This window comes from Bradyrhizobium symbiodeficiens, from assembly GCF_002266465.3.
GTDB lineage: Bacteria > Pseudomonadota > Alphaproteobacteria > Rhizobiales > Xanthobacteraceae > Bradyrhizobium > Bradyrhizobium symbiodeficiens.
Map to the genome: position 1 here is coordinate 3,114,375 of NZ_CP029427.2, position 21,544 is coordinate 3,135,918.

The 21,544-nt window shown below is 63.4% G+C and carries 20 protein-coding genes; 16 read left to right on the top strand and 4 right to left on the bottom strand.

Translation table 11 applies throughout. The annotated features are described in order from the left end of the window. The first annotated feature begins 14 nt into the window (after window positions 1-14). Together CIT39_RS14205 and CIT39_RS14210 are read left to right on the top strand one after the other, a co-directional pair. On the top strand, window positions 15-884 hold the full coding sequence (locus CIT39_RS14205) for a substrate-binding domain-containing protein (RefSeq protein ID WP_094974698.1): 870 nt from the start codon (window positions 15-17) through the stop codon (window positions 882-884). Further along, window positions 884-1,798, top strand: coding sequence for a DUF1932 domain-containing protein (locus CIT39_RS14210; protein WP_094974697.1), 915 nt, complete (start codon window positions 884-886; stop codon window positions 1,796-1,798). Before CIT39_RS14205 ends, CIT39_RS14210 begins: the two co-directional genes overlap by 1 nt. A gap of 16 nt (window positions 1,799-1,814) precedes the next feature. Here the strand turns inward: CIT39_RS14210 and CIT39_RS14215 are convergent, their stop codons facing one another. Continuing rightward, window positions 1,815-2,135 (bottom strand): hypothetical protein, encoded by a 321-nt coding sequence (locus CIT39_RS14215; RefSeq protein ID WP_162308499.1) that lies wholly within the window; start codon window positions 2,133-2,135, stop codon window positions 1,815-1,817. 199 nt (window positions 2,136-2,334) lie between these two features. Further along, window positions 2,335-3,576, bottom strand: coding sequence for an amidohydrolase family protein (locus tag CIT39_RS14220; protein WP_094974695.1), 1,242 nt, complete (start codon window positions 3,574-3,576; stop codon window positions 2,335-2,337). 146 nt (window positions 3,577-3,722) lie between these two features. Here CIT39_RS14220 and CIT39_RS14225 point away from each other — a divergent pair, with 146 nt between their 5' ends. Both CIT39_RS14225 and CIT39_RS14230 read left to right on the top strand, forming a co-directional pair. Continuing rightward, window positions 3,723-4,142 carry a nuclear transport factor 2 family protein gene (locus CIT39_RS14225; RefSeq protein WP_162308500.1) on the top strand — a complete coding sequence of 140 codons (420 nt, stop codon included), beginning with the start codon at window positions 3,723-3,725 and terminating at the stop codon, window positions 4,140-4,142. Between the two features lie 174 nt (window positions 4,143-4,316). Continuing rightward, window positions 4,317-5,225 (top strand): amino acid ABC transporter substrate-binding protein, encoded by a 909-nt coding sequence (locus tag CIT39_RS14230; RefSeq protein WP_094974694.1) that lies wholly within the window; start codon window positions 4,317-4,319, stop codon window positions 5,223-5,225. Between the two features lie 33 nt (window positions 5,226-5,258). Here CIT39_RS14230 and CIT39_RS14235 read toward each other — a convergent pair whose 3' ends face one another. Together CIT39_RS14235 and CIT39_RS14240 are read right to left on the bottom strand one after the other, a co-directional pair. Continuing rightward, window positions 5,259-6,470, bottom strand: a complete 1,212-nt coding sequence (locus CIT39_RS14235) for an acyl-CoA dehydrogenase family protein (protein ID WP_094974693.1) — start codon at window positions 6,468-6,470, stop codon at window positions 5,259-5,261. A gap of 55 nt (window positions 6,471-6,525) precedes the next feature. After that, the gene (locus CIT39_RS14240) at window positions 6,526-8,151 is read right to left on the bottom strand and encodes a long-chain fatty acid--CoA ligase (protein ID WP_094974692.1); all 1,626 of its coding nucleotides are present in this window, start codon (window positions 8,149-8,151) and stop codon (window positions 6,526-6,528) included. Between the two features lie 174 nt (window positions 8,152-8,325). Here CIT39_RS14240 and CIT39_RS14245 point away from each other — a divergent pair, with 174 nt between their 5' ends. The 12 genes from CIT39_RS14245 to CIT39_RS14300 all read left to right on the top strand — a co-directional run bounded on the left by CIT39_RS14245 (window position 8,326) and on the right by CIT39_RS14300 (window position 21,468). Then, on the top strand, window positions 8,326-10,179 hold the full coding sequence (locus CIT39_RS14245; protein WP_094974691.1) for a flavin-containing monooxygenase: 1,854 nt from the start codon (window positions 8,326-8,328) through the stop codon (window positions 10,177-10,179). A 32-nt stretch (window positions 10,180-10,211) separates the two neighbouring features. Next, window positions 10,212-11,027 (top strand): lytic murein transglycosylase, encoded by an 816-nt coding sequence (locus tag CIT39_RS14250; RefSeq protein WP_094974690.1) that lies wholly within the window; start codon window positions 10,212-10,214, stop codon window positions 11,025-11,027. 142 nt (window positions 11,028-11,169) lie between these two features. Further along, entirely contained in the window at window positions 11,170-11,391 is a 222-nt protein-coding gene (locus CIT39_RS14255; protein WP_094974689.1) for a hypothetical protein, read from the top strand. Window positions 11,392-11,405: 14 nt separating this feature from the next. After that, entirely contained in the window at window positions 11,406-11,825 is a 420-nt protein-coding gene (locus CIT39_RS14260; protein WP_094974688.1) for a hypothetical protein, read from the top strand. A gap of 397 nt (window positions 11,826-12,222) precedes the next feature. Further along, window positions 12,223-12,669, top strand: coding sequence for a MaoC family dehydratase (locus tag CIT39_RS14265; protein ID WP_094974687.1), 447 nt, complete (start codon window positions 12,223-12,225; stop codon window positions 12,667-12,669). 94 nt (window positions 12,670-12,763) lie between these two features. Continuing rightward, window positions 12,764-13,261, top strand: coding sequence for a hypothetical protein (locus tag CIT39_RS14270; protein WP_094974686.1), 498 nt, complete (start codon window positions 12,764-12,766; stop codon window positions 13,259-13,261). A gap of 263 nt (window positions 13,262-13,524) precedes the next feature. Then, window positions 13,525-14,676 (top strand): helix-turn-helix transcriptional regulator, encoded by a 1,152-nt coding sequence (locus tag CIT39_RS14275; RefSeq protein ID WP_094974685.1) that lies wholly within the window; start codon window positions 13,525-13,527, stop codon window positions 14,674-14,676. Window positions 14,677-14,912: 236 nt separating this feature from the next. Then, a complete protein-coding gene (locus CIT39_RS14280) occupies window positions 14,913-15,878 on the top strand; it encodes a helix-turn-helix transcriptional regulator (RefSeq protein WP_181955168.1) in 966 nt (321 codons plus the stop codon). 122 nt (window positions 15,879-16,000) lie between these two features. Beyond that, entirely contained in the window at window positions 16,001-16,249 is a 249-nt protein-coding gene (locus CIT39_RS14285; RefSeq protein ID WP_094974683.1) for a DUF6894 family protein, read from the top strand. A 198-nt stretch (window positions 16,250-16,447) separates the two neighbouring features. Continuing rightward, window positions 16,448-18,976, top strand: coding sequence for an autotransporter family protein (locus CIT39_RS14290; RefSeq protein ID WP_094974682.1), 2,529 nt, complete (start codon window positions 16,448-16,450; stop codon window positions 18,974-18,976). Window positions 18,977-19,122: 146 nt separating this feature from the next. Then, entirely contained in the window at window positions 19,123-20,241 is a 1,119-nt protein-coding gene (locus CIT39_RS14295; protein WP_094974681.1) for a helix-turn-helix transcriptional regulator, read from the top strand. A 108-nt stretch (window positions 20,242-20,349) separates the two neighbouring features. Continuing rightward, complete coding sequence (locus CIT39_RS14300) at window positions 20,350-21,468, top strand: helix-turn-helix transcriptional regulator (protein ID WP_094974680.1); 1,119 nt, start codon at window positions 20,350-20,352, stop codon at window positions 21,466-21,468. Window positions 21,469-21,544 lie beyond the last annotated feature (76 nt).

Below are 21,544 nucleotides of genomic sequence, written 5' to 3' on the forward strand. Positions count from 1 at the left end.
AGCGGAGCTGGCGGATGGATCGTCTCAAGCTGAAGGCCGTGCTCGGTAGTCACCCCCACGTGCAGGCTGTGAAGAGCGGCGACCTCCGCTCCGATCTTTTCGATCTGGACTTCATCGCGTACACGCCGACCAACACCGCGTTCAAGCCGATGGTGCGCGAGCAGGCCTTCGACGTCTGTGAGATGGCGATCGTCACCTATCTGATGGCAAAGGCACACGGCAAGCCGCTGGTGCTGCTGCCGGCCACCATGCTTGGGCGCTTCCAGCATTCCTATGCGCTCTACAGCCCCACACGGGGAACGCTCGGGCCGTCGGATCTCGAAGGCAAACGCGTCGGCATTCGGTCGTTTACGACCACGACCGGTGCCTGGATCAGGGGCATCCTCGCCAACGATTACGGCGTCGATCTCGACAAGATCCGCTGGGTTACCTTCGAGGATCCGCATGTCGCCGAATATGTCGACACCACCGAGCGCGCGCCGAAGGACAAAAAGATCGTGCAGATGCTGCTCGACGGCGAGCTCGATGCTGTCCTCGGCGAGACCTCTGATAATCCCGAGTTGAAGCCGCTCTTCGCCGATCCCGCGGCGGAAGCTGCCAAATGGTACGCCCGGCGTGGCGTCGCTCCAGTCAATCATCTCGTGGTCGTGACCGAGCAACTCGCGACAACACGTCCCGAGATCGTTGCGGGCATCTATGATCTGCTCAAGCGGAACAAGGAACAGGCAGGGCCTGCGGCAGAGCCCGACCTTGTCCCGTTTGGGGTCGAGGCGAACCGGAAGCCGTTGGAGCTGATCGTCGACTACGCATTCCAGCAGGCGCTGATCCCGCGCCGCTATGCGGTCGAGGAACTGTTCGACGCGACGACACGAGGATTGAACTGATGGCTGATCCGAGGCGATGGCAGATCGGGCTGGTCGGCTACGGCGAGGTCGGCCGTATCCTGGCCGAGGATTTGCGCCAACAAGACATCAAGGTCTCAGCCTACGACATCAAGCTCGGGGGCGAGCAGGGCGCGCCGCTGAGCGAGCATGCAGCGAAATTCGGTGTGACGTTGGCGGCATCTCATGCCGAGCTGACGGCGAAATCGGACTTCATCATTTCCGCCGTCACCGCAAGCCAGACGGTGCCTGTCGCAAAGGCTTGCGCCGCTGCGATCAACCAGGGCACCTGGTTCCTCGATTTCAACTCGGCCTCGCCCGGAGCCAAGCAGCGTGCCGCTGCGCTGATCGACGGCGCTGCGGGTCGCTACGTCGAGGGCGCGGTGATGACTTCGGTGCCGCCGTATCGCATCAAGGTGCCGCTGCTGCTCGGTGGCCCCGGCGCGAGAGAGCTGGAGCCGCTTCTGAACGCAATCGGCTTTGCCGCCAAGGTTGCGAGCGACAAGCTCGGCGTGTCCTCGGCGGTGAAGATGTGCCGCAGCATCATGATCAAGGGCCTGGAGGCCATGGTCATAGAGAGTTTTACGACCGCGCGCGCCTATGGCGTCGAGGACGCCGTGCTGGCCTCACTCTCGGAAACCTTTCCCGCGATCGACTGGGAGAGGCAGGGCGCCTATTTCTTCCAGCGCGTGATCGAGCACGGTCGCCGACGTGCCGAGGAAGTGCGTGAGGTCGCCGAGACCGTCCGCGAGGCGGGGCTGACGCCGTGGTCGGCGCAGGGAACAGCCGAGCGTCAGGCCTGGGTGGCCGATCTCGCCGATGAAGGGCTGTTCGGAATGAAGGGCACGGAAGAGTTCGCCCGCAGTGCCGATTGGCGTACCGAGGCAGACCGAATCCTGGCCAGGATCAAACGCTGAGGCCGAACGCGTAGGTTCAGCTCAGAACCCTGCCGCGGTCGCGATAGTTCGAGATTTCGTCACGGGCGAGCTCGATCAGGTCGACCAGACGCGCGGCCTCGCGGACGACCTGCTCCTTGGCGGGGGCTGTGCGGAACTCGCTGAGGATCATGCGGATGCACTTGTCGGCGGTATCGAGTGTCCAGAGCGCATGGGTCATGTCGTCCTGCGTGTGGATCGCCGCGATATCGAGGCTCGATAGGACTTCGCCGATTCCATTCAGTCGCTTGACGGCCGTTTCCGCCGGCGTCCTGGCGCGAATGGAACGGTAATCCATGCTACTGAATGCGCTGAACATATACATACTTCCCCACTGAACATTGATCGTTCAGTGCGTGTCCTTAGTATGAGCCGAATGGCGGGTTGTGCAATGCGCGCAGCTACGGTCCGGGATTCTACCGGACTCGGATTGGGGCCGTGAAACCGGTCCGGAACGGTCCAATGAACGACTGCGTGTTCCCATGATTTTTACCGTTGGACCCTGACTGGAAACGCGTTCAGCTCCTCGGCCGGAACAGGACCGGCCGCTGCCGTGCAAAGGTCTGCCGGCCGTCCTTGAAGCCCATCATGACGTCGGGCAGCTCGGCGATCGCGAAGCGGCTGTCTTGGGTGTCGAGCACGATGAGATCGGCGGGATTGCCGACCTTGATGCCGTAATCGTCGAGATTCATCAGCCGTGCCGGCAGTTCGGTCACGAGATCGAGGCAGGTGTCGAAATCCCCCACCGAGGCCTGCGCGACGTTGGCGTAGAAGTTCGCCATCCGCAGCAGCGAGGCGTCGCCGAACGGCGTGAAAGGATTGAGGACGTTGTTGGTCGCGACCGAGCACACGACGCCGTCGCCCGCGAGCTTGTGAGCGAGGGTCAGCCCGCGTGGCGCGTTGTGATTGGCCTCGCGCCCCATCAGATAGAGATCGGTCGCGGGCAGAACGGTGACGGCGACGCCGGCTCTCGCCAGTTGCGCGGTGGCAGCCTTCATCCGCTCAGGCGGCAGGGCAGAGAGCTTTGTCGCGTGACCGATCGTGACCCGTCCGTGATAGTTGCGCCGCTCGGTCTGGCGGCAGACTTCGTCGAGATGCCACCAGGAGGGATCGAGATCGAAGTCGAGATGGAGATCGACATCGACATCGAATTCCTGCGCGAGATCGAAGATGCGCGCGAGATGCGCGGTCGGATCGGTGTCGGTATAGGGGCAACCGCCGATCGTCTCGCCGCCGTCACGCAGTGCCTGGATCAGCAGCTCCTCAGCTCCGGGATCGTTGGTCAGTCCCTCCTGCGGGAACACGCAGATCGAAAGGTCGAGCGCCCAGGCGTAGTCGCGCTTCAACGCTTTCACCGCCTCGAAGCTGCGCAGGCCGATCCGCGGATCGATCTCCACATGTGTGCGCATCCGCGTCGTGCCGTGCACGATCGCGCGTTCGAGCACCTTGGCGCCGCGGGCGTAGACGTCCTCGACGGTGAAGTCGCGCTTCATGGCCGACACGGCCCGGATGGCGTCGCCGAGACTGCCGTGATCGTGGCCGCAGCGGTCGAGCAGGCAGGCCTTGTCGAGATGGATATGGGTGTCGATGAAGCCGGGCAGGGCGAGATGCCCTCTGATATCGACCTCGACCGCTTCGCAGGTGAGCTTCGGCTCGATCGCGGCGATCCGGCCGCCTTTCACGCCGATGTCGACGGGCGTGACGGATGATCGCAACAGCGCGTTACGGAAGATCAGGTCGAAGGCGGGCTGGGTGATCATGGCTCTTCTGGACTGAATTTAGGGCAACCAGCGGGGGATCGGTGGCTCCAGATTGTCGGCAGTGTAGCGAGGCAAATGTTCAAAATATATGCATGGATTCCGAGACAGTGGCGCTAATATTCCGCGAACCCCGGGGAGAACCTGCCATGTCCGTTGCCGCAAGAGCCGAAACTGCGCACTCATCCGATGCGGCGATCGTCGAGGCCTATCTCACGGCATCGATGATTCCCGATCCGGATGCTGCGGCGGCCTATATGGCGCCGGGCACCGTGATCACGTTTACCGGCGGGCGCGAATTCGATCACCCGCGCGGCCCGACCGGCTTCAACGCCAAGCGCTATCGCTGGGTCAAGAAGAAGATGGACCGGTTCGATGTCTGCCCCGGCGACGGCGAGACCGTGGTTTACAGCGTCGGCACGCTCTACGGCGAATGGAAGGACGGGACCCCGTTCGAGGGCAACCGTTACGTCGACCGCTTCGTGGTGCGCAATGGCAAGATCACCAAGATGGACGTGTGGAACGACAGCGCCGAGCGCATCCTGGTCCAGCACGGCATCGACGCCTAAGAAGCCAACACGCGGTTCGGACAAGATTGCTTCGGCGCAGACGGATGGCGGCCCGCCGTATCGAAAGCTGGGATATCTGATAGGCGTAGGCACGTCTGGCGGCTGCAACGCGCCTGCGCTATCAACGCCCGCGATTGCCCCCGGCTGGTGGCGCGAGCCCCTTAGGAGCCCTCGATGCGTCTGTTCACCATCGTTTTGACCGCCACATGTCTTGCGGGCGCAGCTTCCGCTGAAGACCTCACGGGCACGCTCCAGAAGGTCAAGGAGACCAAGAAGATTACCCTGGGCTATCAGGAGGCTTCGGTCCCGTTCAGCTATTTGGACGGCAACCAGAAGCCGGTCGGCTTTGCCATGGACATCTGCCTTGGGATCGTCGATGCGGTGAAAAAACAACTCAACATGCCTGACATCGCCGTCGATACGCTCGCCGTGACCTCGTCGAACCGGATTCCCTTGATGGTCAACGGTACGCTCGACCTGCACTGCTCGGCGACCACCAACAACGCCGACCGCCAGAAGCAGGTCGCCTTCACCAATACGCACTTCCTCAGCGCGACACGCTTTGCAGCCAAGAAGGCCGCGAAGATCAACACCATCGACGACCTCAAGGGCAAGGCGGTCACGGCGGTGGCCGGCTCGGTCAACCTGACCCAGCTCGCCAAGGTCAATACGGAACGCAATCTCGGCATCAGCGTGATGCCGGCGAAGGACCAGGCCGAGGCCTTCCTGTTGCTGGAAACCGACCGAGCCCAGGCCTACGCACTCGACGACGTGCAACTCGCGGTCGCGATCGCGCGCTCGAAGGAGCCGCAAGCCTTCATGATCAGCGAGGAGGCGTTCTCAAAGCCGGAGCCTTACGGCATCATGCTGCGGCGTGAGGATGCGCCATTCAAGGCGCTCGCCGACCGCGCGACTGCGGAGCTCTATGCAAGCCCGGAGATCGAGGTGCTCTACAAGAAATGGCTGCAATCGCCGACGCCGCCGAACGGCCTCAACTACAACGTCCCGATGTCGCCCGCCTTGCGCAACGCCTTCAAGAAGCCGAGCTCGAGCGCAGATCCGGACGTTTATGTGGTGAACTGAGGCGAGGGCGCTCGATCGCGCACTCCGCGCTTCTCACCCGTTCGAATATTTCTTCAGCTCGAACCGCGCGATCTGGTTCCGATGAACCTCGTCCGGTCCGTCCGCAAGCCGCAGCAATCGCGCGGTGGCATAAGCTTGCGTCAGTCCAAAATCGTTCGAGGTGCCGCCGCCGCCATGGGCCTGGATCGCCCAGTCGATGACCTGGCAGGCCATGTTGGGCACGGCGACCTTGATCATCGCGATCTCGGCTTTCGCCACCTTGTTGCCTACCGTGTCCATCGCATAGGCCGCGTTCAGCGTCAGCAGCCGGGCCTGCTCGATCATGATGCGGGATTCCGCGATGCGCTCCTGCGTCACGGTCTGCTCCGAGACCGGCTTGCCGAAGGCGACGCGGCTGCGCACCCGGCGGCACATTTTCTCCAGGGTGCGTTCGGCAAGGCCGATCAGCCGCATGCAATGGTGGATGCGTCCGGGCCCGAGGCGGCCCTGCGCGATCTCGAAGCCGCGGCCTTCGCCGAGCAGCATGTTCTCTTTCGGCACGCGCACATTGGTGAAGATGACCTCCGAGGCGCGGTCGGGCACGCCGTAGAAGCCGAACACGGGCAGAGGGCGTTTGACTTCGATGCCTGGCGTGTCCATCGGCACCAGGATCATCGATTGCTGCCTGTGACGGTCCGGATTATCAGGATCGGTCTTGCCCATGAAGATGCAGATCCTGCAGCGCGGATCGGTCGCGTTCGTCGTGTACCATTTGCGGCCGTTGATGACGTAATGGTCGCCATCGCGCACGATCGAGCTTTCGATGTTGGTTGCGTCGGAGGAGGCGACTGCCGGCTCCGTCATCGCAAAGCAGGAGCGGATCTCGCCGGCGAGCAACGGCTTCAGCCAGCGCTCCTTGTCCTTCTCCGAACCATATCGCTCCAGCACCTCCATGTTGCCGGTGTCGGGCGCCGAGCAGTTGAAGCTTTCAGGCGCAAGATGCGAGCGGCCCATCACTTCGCAGAGCGGGGCGTATTCGAGATTGGTCAAGCCGGCGCCATGGCCGGACTCCGGCAGGAACAGATTCCAGAGGCCTTCCGCACGCGCCAGCGGCTTCAGTTCTTCAACGACGGGATAGACCTTCCAGGGTCCCAGCTCTTCCGCTTCGCGATAGAAGCGCTCCTCGTTCGGGTAGATGTGCCGGTCCATGAAGCTCTCGAGCTTACGCTTGAGCTCGACGACTTTTGGCGACATTGGGTAGAGCATCTCTGGTTTCCTTGATCGGTGAACGGTGCAGGCTCCAGCGCGAGCCCGCGACGCCTCATGCGACGCGGTAGTCCCTGAATTTCTCGCGCAGCGTGGATTTGAGCACCTTGCCCGTGCCGGTCATCGGGAATTCGTCGAGGAATTCGACGGCGTCCGGCATCCACCAGCTCGCGATTTTCGGACGCATATGGTCGAGCAGCGTCTTGCCATCGACGGTTGCGCCCTTCTTGCGGACGACCAGGAGCAGGGGGCGCTCCTGCCATTTCTCGTGGTTGATCGCGACCACCGCGGCCTGCAGCACGTCGGGATGCGACAATGCGACGTCCTCGAGCTGGATCGAGGAGATCCATTCGCCGCCGGACTTGATCACGTCCTTGGAGCGGTCGGTGAGCGTAACGTGGCCCTGGCTGTCGATCACGGCCATGTCGCCGGTGATCAGCCAGCCGTCGCGGTCGAGACCTTCCTCGAGCTTCATGTAGCCGGAGGCGACCCAGGGGCCGCGGGCGCGGAGATGACCGACGGACTTGCCATCGCGCGGCAGCTCGTTTCCGGCGTCATCGACGATACGCAAAGCCGTACCGAAACAGGCGCGGCCGGACACCTGACGTCGGTCGAATTTCTCCTTCTCGCTGAGGTGCTCCGAGCCGGGCCGCAGGCCCGGCATCGAGCAGCCCAGCGCCTCGGTCATGCCCCAGGCCTGGATGTAGTCGATGTCGTAGTCGCGCTTGAGCTTCTCGACCATGGCGCGCGGCGGCGCCGAGCCCGACGACAGCGTCGCGCGCAGCGTGGAGAATTTGTTGCCGGTCCGGCCCAGCCAGTCGAGCAGGATCAGCCAGAAGCTCGGCACGCCCGCCGACAGCGTCACCTTCTCGCCTTCGAGCAATTCATAGAGCTTGTCGGGCTCGTAATTGCGGCCGGGCAGCACCAGCTTCGAGCCGGTATAGGGCGCGGTGAACGGCATGTTCCAGCCATTGCCGTGGAACAGCGGCGCCATCGGCATCATCACCTCGCGGACGCCTTCGACATGGCCCGGCAGGAAGTCGAAGCTGCTGCAGGTCATGGTCTGCAGGATCGCGGCGCGGTGCGAATAGATCACGCCCTTCGGATTGCCCGTGGTCCCCGAGGTGTAGCAGATGGTGGAGGCGGACTTCTCGTCGAACTCCGGCCAGACGAAGCCGGCGTCGCTCTCCTTCTCCAGCAGTTCCTCGTAGCAATGCACGTTGGCAAGCTTCGTCTCCGGCATGCGCTCGCGCGAGGACATCACGACGTAAGCCTCGATCGTCTTCAACTGCGGCGCGATCGCCTCGACGATCGGCAGCGTGGCGCGGTCGATGAACAGCAGGCGGTCTTCGGCATGGTTGATGATGTAGACGAGCTGTTCGGGAAACAGCCGCGGGTTGACGGTGTGCAGCACATACCCCATGCCCGGCGCGGCGTAGAACATCTCGAAGTGACGGTGCGTGTTCCAGGCCAGCGTGCCGACGCGGTCGCCTGGATTCATGCCGAGCCCTTTCAGCGCCAGCGCCATGCGCTTGATGCGCGGATGGGCGGCCGCATAGGTGGTGCGATGAATGTCGCCCTCGATCTCGCGCGCGATGATCTCGGCTTCGCCGTGATAGTCCGCGGCATACTGGATCAAGCCGCTGATCAGGAGCGGCATGTCCATCATCAATCCCTGCATGGTCCCTCCACAGCCACGTCGTTGCGTGGCGTATACTTGTGATTTGCGCGGAAGGTTAGCGGAACAGCACGCGGCGTTCACGCAAAAAACATTGGACGCGATTGCACGCGTCACTTTTTCGAGGCTAACTGATCCGAGCTGCCGGCGAAGCAGCGTTCTCCGTGGAGGAAATGAATGTCAGCGGAAAGACACAAGACCGGTGCAGCCGGCGAATCTACGGTCGACATTGACGCACTCCGCGCGCGCTATCGCGACGAGCGCGACCGCCGCCTGCGTGCCGAAGGCAAGGCGCAGTATGTCGAAGTAGCAGGCGATTTCGGCCGCTACCTCGAGGATCCCTGGGCCGATCCCGGATTTACGCGCGCACCTGTCAGTGAAGAAACTGAAGTGCTCGTCGTCGGTGGCGGCTTTGGTGGGCTGCTCTGTGGCGCGCGCTTGCGCGAGGCCGGCATCGACGATTTCCGCATCGTGGAAAAGGCTGCGGATTTCGGCGGCACCTGGTACTGGAATCGTTATCCCGGCGCGGCCTGCGATACCGAGAGCTACATCTATCTGCCGCTGCTGGAAGAGACCGGCTACATGCCGGTGCGCAAATACGCGCGGGCGCCGGAGATCTACGAGCACTCCCGCCGTATCGGCCGACACTTCGGCCTCTACGATCGCGCGCTGTTTCAGACCATCATCTCGCGGATGGCGTGGCAGGAGCAGGAGGCGCGCTGGCTGGTCGAGACCAGCAGGGGCGATCACATCCGCGCACGCTTCGTCATTCTCGCCGGAGGTCCGCTCAGCCGGCCGAAGCTGCCGGGCATTCCCGGCATGGAGACCTTCAGGGGTCACAGCTTTCATACCAGCCGTTGGGATTACGGCTACACCGGCGGCAATGCGGATGGTGGTCTGAGCGGACTTGCCGACAAGCGCGTCGGCATCATCGGCACGGGCGCCACCGCCGTGCAATGCGTGCCGCATCTCGGCCGATCGGCAAAGGAGCTCTACGTCTTCCAGCGCACGCCGTCCGCGATCGGCGTGCGCGACGACCGGTCGACGGATCAGGACTGGGCGCAGAGCCTCAAGCCCGGCTGGCAGCGCGAGCGCATGGACAATTTCACCGCGGTGATATCAGGCGAGCCGTTCGAACGGGACCTGGTGCAGGACGGCTGGACCGGCCTGCTCGGCGAGATCCTGCTGGCGCCGCGTCGTCAGCCGCAGCCGGTGACCTCCATGGAAGAGGCGTTGAAGGTCATCGAGCAGGCCGACTACCGCAAGATGGAGGAGATCCGCGCCCGCGTCGATGTGGTGGTCAAGGACAAGGCGACCGCGGACGCGCTCAAGCCCTGGTACAAGGCGTTCTGCAAGCGGCCATGCTTCCACGACGAATATCTGGACACTTTCAATCGCCCGAACGTTCATCTGGTCGACACCCAAGGACAGGGTGTCGAGCGCATCACCGAGAACGCGGTCGTGGCCGGCGGCAAGGCCTACGAGCTCGATTGCCTGATCTATGCCAGCGGTTTCGAAGTCGGCACCGACTACGCCCGCCGCATGGGCTTCGAGGTCTACGGCCGCGACGGCATGAGCCTGTCCGAGCGCTGGCAGGGCGGCGTCAAGACGATGCACGGCTTCTACAGCCGCGGCTTCCCGAACTGCTTCCTGATCGTCACGGTGCAGGCCGGCCAGAGCGCCAACTTCCCGCACATCATCGACGAGCAGTCGCAGCACATCGCCTATGTGATCGCCGAAGTGCGCAAGCGCAAAGCCCGAACGCTGGAGCCGACGCTCGCTGCCGAGAGCGCCTGGGTCGACGAGGTCGTCAAGGCTGCGATCGGCCGGCAGACCTATCTCGCCGAATGCACGCCCGGCTACTACAACAACGAAGGCGTGTTCGATCCAATCGCGGCAAGAAACAGCCAATATTGGCGCGGCCCGATGGCGTTCCTGCGGCTGCTCGGCAAATGGCGCAAGGAAGGCAATCTGGAAGGGCTCGAATTGTCCTATGATCAAGCCATGGAGTCGGCGCCTTCCTCCGGTTAGGATCGCCGATCGGTACAGGACGGGAGAGTGGGATGATCAGGGGCAGGGCTGTTGCGGGAGCGGTTGTTGGCGCGATGGCGCTGCTCGGGTGCCTGGCGTCGGCCGTCGAGGCCGCGCAATGCGGCAGCTCGCCGGCGGGGTTCGAGGCCTGGAAGCGCGAGTTCAGCGCGGAGGCGCAGGGCAAGGGCATCGGCCAGACCGCGCTTTCGGCGCTGATGCAGACCAACTACGCAAGCGCCACCATCGCGGCCGACCGCGGCCAGCGCAGCTTCCAACTGACGCTCGACCAGTTCCTCGCCAAGCGCGGCGCCACCACCATCGTCGCCAAGGGGCGCCAGCTCAAGCAGTCGCAGGCGGCCTTGTTCGCCTCCATCCAGCAGCGCTACGGCGTCCCGCCCGGGCCGCTGCTTGCGATCTGGGGCATGGAGACCGGTTTCGGCAGCCAGCGCGGCAATCAGAACATGCTGTCGTCGATCGCAACTCTTGCCTATGACTGCCGCCGCCCCGAATTCTTCACCGACCAGCTCTACGCCGCCCTGAAGCTGGTCGACCGCGGCACGCTGTCGGGGGCGACCCGCGGCTCGATGCACGGCGAGGTCGGCCAGACCCAGTTCATGCCCAAGAGCATCCTGGCCTATGGCACCGGCAATCTCGAAGTTGCCGCCAATGCCCTGAACTCGACGGCGAATTTCCTCAAAGCCCATGGCTGGCGCGCGGGAGCCGGATACCAGCCGGGCGAGCCGAATTTCGCCGCCATCGAGGCCTGGAATGCCGCGGGCGTCTATCAGAAGGCGATCGCGCTGATGGGCCGGCAGATCGACGAGGGCGGCGCGGCGGCGTCGCGCTGACGAATACCCCGTCCACTCCGTTCGAAAACGCTCCTGCTCAGCAAGGCGTGATGCGCCGGCACGAGAAAGTTGTTGCCATCAGGAACCGACGGCACGAGGTTTGCTTTGATCAGATTCAGGGCTGGGCATGAGGAGACTCAACATGGCAACCCAGATCGTGATGGACCAGACTGGCGATACGCGCCACGAGTTTGATCCTGGCAATGCCGAAGCGCTGGCGCGAGCCGAGCGGCGCTTTCGGGAGTTGACCGGAGCCGGCTTCACCGCCGCCCTCCGCAACGGACCCGGCGAAGTCACTCGCGTCAAATCGTTCGACCCGACCGCGCAGGAAACGCTGTTCTATCCCCGCCTGGTCGGCGGTTGATCTGAGCTGCTCAGATGACGGCGGTTTGGCTCCGCGCGCCCGCGCGTGCGCGTTTGCATGCGCTGCGTGAACTCTATCGGCGCTTCTTCGGCGAGAACACGCCGGATGCGCGTGGCCGCCGGCTGCTCTTCGAATGGCTTTCGCCCGCACAACGCGCACAATTTGAAGAGCATAGGCATTTCGACGTCATCGGCAGCGACACCGGCAAGACCTACCGAATTCACTACGGCACGGCCGCCAACGTCCACGAAATCGACGGCGAAGGCCGGGCGACGATGGGATGGTGCTTCGTCCCGTCAGGCTTCCTGGTGCCGGGCGACATCATGCTGGCCCAGAAGATCGCGCTCGAAACGGACGAGAAAGGCGCGCTCGCGCTCGCAAACCGTTTTCCGCCGGCGGCGCATTCGGAGCAATTTTACCGACGGCCTTTCTAACGGCTGAACGGTGAAGCGCGCGGTGGTCAGTAATGAGTGGTGCGGTAGGCATCCAGCGCATGGGCTGCGAAGACACCGATGCTGCAAAGGGCGAGCACGCCCGAGATGAGCTCGATCATAGCTCGTCCTCCCGCAGCGAATGGGCAACGAGGTTGCGGCAGCAGGAATAGTCGTAGATCAGGTCGAGGAGGAATTGCATGGTGGCCGTCCCTGTATTTATTTTGACAACTACTTAGACTGCCGTCTGTTTCAGGCGTGTTTCGTCGCACCGGGAAAGCGGTTTCGCGTGGAACCCTGGGCTGGTTTGTGCGCTGCGGAGAAGCTACATCCCATTCTTGGTTAATGACTTCAGCCACGTCTTTCGGCGGGGCGATCATTCGCGTTGCGAGGCAAAATCATGGCGCAGGTGGAATGGTTCGACGATCTCAGCATTGGGATGCGGTTCAAATCGCCCGAGGTGACGGTGACCGACGCCGACATCAAGCGCTTCGCAGCCGAGTTCGATCCGCAGCCGATGCATCTCGACCACGAGGCGGCCAAGGCGACCCTGTTCAGGGGCCTTGCGGCATCGGGATGGCACACCGCCGCGATTGCCATGAACCTCGCGATCCAGACCCGCCCGTTCGGCCCGCATCCGCTGATCGGCGCCGGCGTCGACGGCCTGCGCTGGACGATGCCGGTGCGGCCCAATGACCGCCTGCATCTGGTCGGCGAGGTCATGAGCCTGACGCCCTCGAGGTCGAAGCCGCAGGGTATCGCGCTGGTGAAATGGACCATGTTCAACCAGAGCGGCGAGGAGGTTTACACCTTCACGCCCATCGCGATCGTGCCGCGGCGGGAATAGGCACAGGCACCGGTCTTCGGGCAAGGCTGCCCAAGGCCTTGCGGCCCTCCCGCGGAGGTGGTCATCTCAGCCCGGGAACGCGCTGGAGGCTGACATGAAACGATACCTTCTCGCCGCTTTGCTGACCGCGTGCGCCCTGGGCGCCGGGCCGGCACTTGCGCAGCAATCCAAGGTTGGCGACTGGACCATCGAAAAGCGCACGCAGGACACGCATTGCAATGCGAGTCGTGGCTACAAGGACAAGGATGACGAGAACCGCGACTACGTGATCGTGATCACCTATTCCGACAAGGCGATCGTGATCGTGATGATCTACGACGGCTGGGAGTGGGACAAGGTCGGCGAGATCCTCCGGGCCGATGTCGGCACCGACGACGCCGACATCATGAAGAAGGCGAAGTGGGAGGTCATGGACAAGACCACCGTGCGCGGCATTTTCGAGTACGACCAGTCGATGATGGACCGCCTCTCGAAGGCCAGGCGCCTGACGCTCGATTTCGAGGACGATGACGACGACAGCATCGAGATGCAGACCCCGCGCGCCGGCGAAGCGCTGGCGGCGTTGAAGTTCTGCGAGGAGAACCGGAAATAAATCGCCGCCGCCGGCGGACCCGCGCGTGACTCATCGCACGGAGTCCGCGCGCTGTTCGCATTTATCCTAGTCTTTGGCGAAACCGTCCAAGCCGCACCCTGCGGTTGACGTTACGCAAGGACGATGTTCGAGATTCCAGCATCCGGCGGCAACGTTTTTTCATCGTCGAAGGCCGCAATAGACCGGCGCGTCTTCTCCGTCAGCTCCCGGATCGCGAGCACCCCGTCTCGGACGGGTCGCCGGCAAACGGCGTCGTCCGTCCGATGACGATCCATCAGGCAAATCGGTTCTCGTCTCTCATCGGCGAGATCTACGACGCGGCGATTGACCCCGCGTTGCGCAGCGGCGCGCTGGAACAGATTTCGCAGTTCGTCGGTGGTTGTGCCGCGATGATCCTGTCCAGGGATTCAGCGCGGCTTTCGATCGAGATTCACCAGCATTTTGGAACCGACGCCCGCTTCCGTCAGCTTTATCGCGACCGGTATGTGGAGCTCGATCCTTTGCTCGACCGACATCTCACCCTCGCGCCCGAACGGACGATCGGCGTGACCGACATCATGTCCCATGCCGATTTCATCGAGACGAGCTTCCATCGCGAGTGGGTGGAGCCGCAGGGGGCGATAGACATTGCGACGGTCGGGCTCGAGAAGACGGCCGTCCGCACCACGATCCTGCAGGTGCTGCGTCATCGCTCCCGCGGAACCGTCGACGAGGCGATGCGCGAACGCATGCGGCTGCTCGCTCCCCACATCCAGCGGTCGCAGCTCATGGGCCGGCGGATCAGGGCACGCTCCCATACAGTCGACGACTTGGCCGACGTCCTCGACGGATTGAACATGGCGATTTGCCTGCTCGACGCCGACGGCCGGGTCGTCCATGCCAACGCGGCATGCCGTCAGTTGTTCGCCGACGCGAACTTGTTTGCGATGGTCGGCGACCGGATCGTGGCCCGCAACACCCAGGTCGACAAAATATTCCGCGGCCTGTGCGAATTCGATCACGGTACACATTCCGCTGCTCGTCGTCAGATCGAACTTGCGACGTCGGCCGATGGGCAACATCATCTGCTCCATGCCTTTCCGCTGAAGCGGGATCGCAGCCTGCCGCGGGACATCGCAGCCACGGTGCTCTTCGTTCAAAGAGCTTCGATGCTGCCGTTGCTCGCGGCCGATGCGATTGCAGCAGCCTTCAGACTGACGCCGTCCGAATTGCGCGTGCTCATGGCAATCGTCGAGATCGGCGGTGTTCCCGACATCGCCGCAAAACTCGGCATCGCCGAGACGACGGTGAAGACGCATCTCGGCCGCCTGTTCGAGAAGACGGGCGCCGGCAGGCAGGCCGATCTCGTGAAGGTCGCCGCCGGCTTTGCCGTGCCGTTCGCCCGGCGAACGAACGGCGATGACGGCGCCGCGTGATTCATATCCCATGCCTCGATGTCAGGTGCCGCGCTTTCATTCCATCGTGGTGGGCCGGGCCCGCTGGTCCTCCGAACGCAGGACGCGAGTCATTCGAGACTTTCGTATATCGCGCTTCTGAAAAGAAGAGCAGCGCCCGCCGCACGAACATGCCGCGATGGCATCGAACGCGCGTGCGAGGAAACGACAGCGTATGGCCGGCCTGCTCGTCGGTTGGAGACATTGCAGTGAGCAGCATGGTTGATTTTTCCGTTCTGAACGTTTCGACCAACGAAATTCCCGAAGGCGACCGCATCTCGATGCTTCGCGATTTCTATTGTCGCGGGGTGCTGAAGGCAGAGGTCGAGGCAAGGGAAGGAAAGCCGGCAGCGGCGAGCTTCACGTCCCACGTCCTGCCGGAAGCCCAGTTGCTGATTGGGGGATTGTGCGGAGCGCGGGTCATTCGCACCAGGCAGCTGGTGGCCGATGGCGACGACAGTCTCGCCCTGATCGTGAACAGGTCCGGCGTTCTCGGAATATCCGAGCGAGGATACGATCTGAAGCTCAATGCTGGAGAGGCAGTCCTGACGAGCGCGGAGGACGTCACGACGTTCGAGCGGTTCTCGCTGGGCAGCTGCTTCTCTCTGCGGGTGCCGAGACGCGTACTGGCCCCGATGATCGTCGACGTCGATGATGCCGTGATGCGCGTCATGCCGGAAAAGTCCACCGGACTCAGGCTGCTGGTCGACTACGCGGTGACGCTGGTGCGGGAGGAGGCGTTCGCGGCACCTGACCTCCGGCAGCTCGGGGTCGGGCATCTGCATGACCTTCTGGCTCTCGTCCTCGGTGCGACCGGTGAGACGCGGGAGCTGGCCGGCCGGCGCGGCGTCAAGGCGGCCCGGCTCCAGAAGGCGAAAGTCTCCATTGCCAACAATTGCTGGCGGCAGGATCTGTCGGTGGCCTCGGTCGCGCAGGAGCTCGGCGTGACGCCGCGCTATCTCCAGCGCCTGTTCGAGGCCGACGGCAAGACGTTCTCCTCCTTCCTGATCGAACAGCGCGTCAAGCGCGCGCATCGCATGCTGCGGGAACCCGGACACGCCGGGCGAACGGTGAGCTCGATCGCCTACGACGTCGGCTTCGGCGATCTCTCTTATTTCAACCGCTGCTTCCGGCGGACTTATAATGCGACCCCAAGCGACGTCAGGAGCGGCGAGATGCCGTGACCGCGCGCAACTGAATTTCTGCCAACTGCCGATTTCAACCAGCAGACGGGGATCCGACATGATCCCTGATTGCGAAGCTTTGCCCCCAGCGTTGCGTGCGGCATCAGCAGCCGGAGTATTGAATGCACCGTTTCTTCTTCGACCTTCTGGTCGGCAACATCGTGAAGATCGATCCCGGCGGCATGGTGTTCGAATCGACGGAAGCCACAGTCGTGGTGGCCAACGAGATGGCAAATCATCTTTTCGTCTGGCGTGACGATCTGCGCGATCGCAACGCCTGGATCCGCGTCAGGGACAAGAGCGGCCGCGAAATCTATCGCGCGCCGGTCTGGGCGGAGAGTGGGGAAAGGGTCGGCTGGGACCAGCCGTAGTTCTTTCGGAGGTGTCGCGCCTTTGCATCAGTGCTTCGTCAAACCGCGTCGGTTCGTTCCAGGCCGAGCTCCGGTCGTATCCGTCCAAGTCGAAGGCGTTGCTCCTTTCTACCTTGGCGTCCGTGAATTCAGATTCGCTGGAATCATCCTCCTTCGATCGCAGGAGGCGAGCGACGAAATAGCTTTGAGGGACTGGGAATGATTGTGTCGGATGCGCTCGGCGTCGCGCGGTGGCGTTGGGCTTTGCGATCGCTGTGGCTATTGATGCCAGCCGCGCTGGTCGTCCCGGTGTTTACCAGCGAACCCGCCATGGCCGCCTGTACCCCGATCGCGCCTGTCAGCAACGCGACGGTGGTCTGTGCAAGTGACACGGACACCCAGCAGGGCAGCGGTACCGGCTACGGGACGAGCGGCGATGACAATAACTCCTATGACATCCGCGCGGGTGTGACCGTCAGCGGCAACGACTTTGGCTTCAAGGTTGGCGTCAACAGCGTTTTCACCAACGCAGGCACGATCAGTGGAACGAATGCGGCGGGTATTACCGGCGGCGACATGACGATCACCAATCTGGAAGGAGCAACGATTGCCGGCTTCAACGCCCTTACGCCGACGACAATCGTTCTCGGCAATGCCGGCACGATCAGGGGCGAGGACAGGGCCGTCGACACCAGCGGCAATGCAACCATCACCAATTTCAGCACAGGCCTGATCACGCAGACCCGAACTTCCGGCGCCGCGATCTTCTCCGACCGCCTGGCGACAGTAAGCAACGCCGGGACGATTTCCGGCCACGAAGCCGGGATAACAGCGAAAAACATCAATCTGACGAACCTCGCGGGCGGAACAGTGATAGCCGACAACAATGCGGTTTTCGCCGCTACCTCCGCGGTCATCGACAATGCCGGGACGATCAGTGCCGACGGTAGCATGGGCATGGCCGTCGTTGCGGACACCGGAGATGTCATCGTCCGCAACAGCGGCACGATCAGCGGGACCCAGTCCAGCATCAACGCCAGAAACGGTGCGGCTAACGTCCTGAACAGCGGCGCGGTCACCAGCGGCTCGACCGTCATCTTCGCCACAACGGTCAACGTGACCAATACCGGACGGATTACGACGACGCTCGGCTTCGGCATGAGCGGCATCACAGTGAACCTCGACAATTCCGGAACCGTCACGGCAGACCGCGGCGTCAACGCGATCTTCGGCAACGTCATTAATTCCGGATCGATCATCGGGCAGAGCGCCGCCGTCAATGCCAATGTTGCCAATGTGACGAATATAGGCCTGCTTCAGGGCTCGACCGTCAATGGTCATGGCATCCTGACGACCCAGGCCAACGTCGCCAATTCCGGCATGATCATCGGCCGGATCGGCATCGAATCGACCGACGGATCGAACATCACGAACTCCGGTACCATCACTGGCGCCGGCGGGGTCGCGATCAAGCTTTCCGCCAAAGCGGACACGCTGACGCTGCTGCCGGGTTCGAAGATCAACGGTGTGGTCGATTTCGGCTTCGGCCATGATGTCGTCAACGTCAATTTCGTTCCACTGAGCAGCCGGGTGTCGTCGCTGACGACCATTCAGCTCCCGACCTTCGTCAACTTCGAGGGCGTCATCAACACCAACACCGGAGGCGGGGGCTTCGTTGGCCCGAAGGTGTTTGCCGGCGACACGCTCGCGACGCTCGATCCGACTGCGCTGGCGCAGACCGACCGCACGCTGATGGATTTCACCGGCGGCGCCTCCTCGCTGGTGCAAGGGCGCCTGAACGGTGGCGCCGGGCAGAGCGGCAGCAACATGATGGCGATGGCCTACGCGCCGGAGACCGCGCAGGCCGGTCCCTTCACCAAGGCGCCGCGCAGCCTCTGGACCGATCCGGCGCCGATCACGGTCTGGGCCAACAGCTTTGGCGGCCAGCGCATCCAGGACGAGACCGCGTCGACGCTGCGCGCGACCTCGACGGCGTGGGGCGGGGCGATCGGCATCGATCGCAAGGTTCGGCCGGATTGGCTGGTCGGCGCCTTCCTCGGCGGCGGACAGGGCGGCCTCTCGGTCGATCTCAATTCGCAGTCGGTCGACACCAATTACGTCTTTGCCGGCGCCTACGGCCGCTTCGAATGGGCCGCGCAATTCTTCGACTTCACCTTCCAGGGCGGTAATGCCGACAACAGATCGCGTCGCCTGGTGCTGAACAACGCGGCCGTCGGCGGCATGGAGACGGCGACGGCGAGTTACAGCGGCTGGTACGTCAGCCCGGAGGTCGCCTACGGCTACAGGCTCAACATCGGCAACGGTTATGTGCTGACGCCGACGGCGCGGTTGCGCTATGTCGCCGGCCGGTTCGACGGCTATAGCGAGACGGGTTCGGCGCAGTCGCTCTCGGTCGGCGGCCGCACGCTGCAGGATTTCGAGGAGCGGGGCGAGGTCGATCTCTCGCGGGTGACGAGCCTCGCCGGCGGCGAGCTCAAGGCCAACGTCCATGGCGGCGTCATCGCGCTCCAGCGCGTTGGCGACACCACCATCAATGCGGTGCTGATCGGCCAAAACCTGTCCTTCGTGACGCCCGGCAGCCGCAGCACCGTCGGCGCGGTGGCCGGGATCGGCTTCGACTATCGCACCAGCCGCAACGTGTCGGTGTTCGGCGCCGTGGAGGGCATGATGATGTCCGACGAGAGCCGGACCGGCACGGCCAAGGGCGGCGTTCGCGTCGCGTTCTGAGCCGGCATCAGCCCTGGCGGCTCGAACGCGATGCCGCCGGCCGGGCTCCATCCGCCCGGCCGGCGCTTCTCCTCCGATCGGAGGATGCCGCGTGCCGCGGTTGTGTTATGCTCCTCGGCATTGATCATTCAGTGCCATATTGAGCCATGCACGGATCGCAAAAGCTGCCAGCTCTCGTCGAGTCCATCTACGATGCCGGGCTCGATCCTTCGCTGTGGAATGATGTGGTGGCCGGCATCCGGGATTTCGTCGGCGGCCAGGCCTGCGGTCTGTTCTCGAAGGATGCGATCAGCAAATCCGGTGTCACGCACTACTATTGCGGAGCCGACCCGCACTACATCCAGCTCTATTCCGAGACCCATGCGAAATTCGATCCGCTCACGATCCTGCCGCCACACGGCCGGATTGTCAGCATTCCGGATCTCGTCAATTTCGATGAGTACCGGCGCGGGCGCTTCTACCAGGAATGGATGCAGCCGCAGGGGTGCCGCGATGCGGCCAATGTCGTGCTCGAGATGTCGAATGCGAGCTGCCCGGTGATGATGACCGTGCTGTCGGGCCGCCGCATGGTCGATCGGGGCATGAAGCAGCGCCTCTCGTTGCTGGTGCCGCACGCCAGCCGCGCGCTGCTGATCAACCGCGCCATGACCGCGCAACTGACGCTGGCGACGGCACTGGCGGACGTGCTCGACAATCTGGCGGTCGGGATCTTCCTGCTCGACGGCTTCTGCCGCCTGGTGCATGCGAATTCGGCCGGTCAGATCCTGCTCGCGGCCGACGACGTCGTGCGGTCCGTCGCCGGGCAACTCGTGACCAGCTGCACTGAAGCCAATCAGACGTTGCGCAAGGCATTCGCGGGCCGCCGTGACGGCGCATTGCTTGCCGCAGGCGGCCAAGCGATTCCGCTGTTGTCCGCCACCGGCGAGCGCTACGTCGCTCACATGCTGCCGTTGTCGTCCCTGCTGCGCGATGGCAGCGAGCGCGTGGTCGATGCCGCCGGTGCGCTGCTTGTGCGCAAAGTGTCGCTCGGTGGACAATCCTGTGGCGAATTGATCGCGCGAACGTTCGAACTGACGCCGGCGGAGCTTCGCGTGTTCCTGTCGATCGTGGAGGTCGGCGGCGTCCCGGAGACGGCGGCAGCGCTGGGTATCGCGGAGACGACCGTGAAAACGCATCTGCATCGCGTCTTCGCCAAGACCGGCGTGTCCCGGCAGGCCGATCTCGTCAAGCTCGCAGCAGGATTTGCCAATCCGCTCGTCCACTGACAGATCGCCGTCTGCGTTGAACCTTTTGCTCTCGCGACAGACTCACAGGAGCCGCCAGGCACGAACAACATTCCGCAAATCTTTCGAATGTGACCATTGGCTCTTCCGATGCCCCGACCTCTAGGACATTCCGAGCTGATCGAGAGCATCTATGATGCAGGACTCCACCCGGAGTTGTGGAGCGACGTCGTCGTCATGCTCAATGCGTTCATCGGCAGTCAGGCCTGCGGCCTGATTTCGAAGGATACGGTCAGCAAATCCGGTGCGACGCATTATTATTGCGGCGTCGATCCTCACTATATCCAGCTCTATTCCGAAACCTATTCCCGGCATGATCCGCTCGCCCGGCTTCCCCGTTACGGCGAGGTGCGCAACATTCCGGACCTCGTGAATTTCGACGAATACCGCCGCGGGCGCTTCTATCAGGAATGGCTGCGCCCGCAGGGCTGCATCGACGTCGCCAACGTGGTGCTGGAGCAGTCGAACTCGCCGTGTCCGATGCTGCTCACCGTCATCCCGGGCAAGGAGATGCTCGACGCCGAGCAGCGCGCGCGCATGCAGCTCCTGGTCCCGCATGCGAGTCGGGCGCTGATGATCAACCGCGCGATTGAACGGAAGCAGCAACGCGCGAGCGCGCTGGCCGACGTCGTGGATCGTCTGAATGCCGGCGTCATCCTGCTCGATGCAGCTTGCCAGATCGTCCACAGCAATCCGGCGGCCGAGGCGATCCTGGCCGAGGACGACGTCCTGCGCTCGATCTCGGGCCGGCTGGTGACGAGATCCTCCGAGGCCAATCTGGCCCTGCGCAATATCTTTCGTGATCCGGGCGAGGTCGCGATGGCCGCCGCCGATGGTCGAAAGATCTCTCTGACGTCGCATGACGGATCGCACTACGTCGCGCACGTGATTGCGCTGCCCTCGCTACTGCGCGATGGGGCGACCGAGCGCAGCTCGGCCGTCGGAGCCTTGCTGGTCTGGAAGGCGGAACTCGACAGTCGCTCCAGTGCCGGCCTGATCGACCGCACTTTCGAACTGACGCCGGCGGAACTGAGGGTTCTCCAGTCGATCGTCGAAGTCGGCGGTGTGCCGGAGACCGCGGTCGCGCTGGGGATCGCCGAGACAACGGTAAAGACGCATCTGCATCGCGTCTTCGCCAAGACAGGCGTGTCCCGTCAGGCTGATCTCGTCAAGCTGGCGGCGGGATTCTCCAATCCGCTGCTGCACTGACGCGCACGCGCGCAGCGTGACTCTTCGCTGCAGCTCGCGAACAGGTTCAAGCAGAGACATCATTTGAAAGTTATCG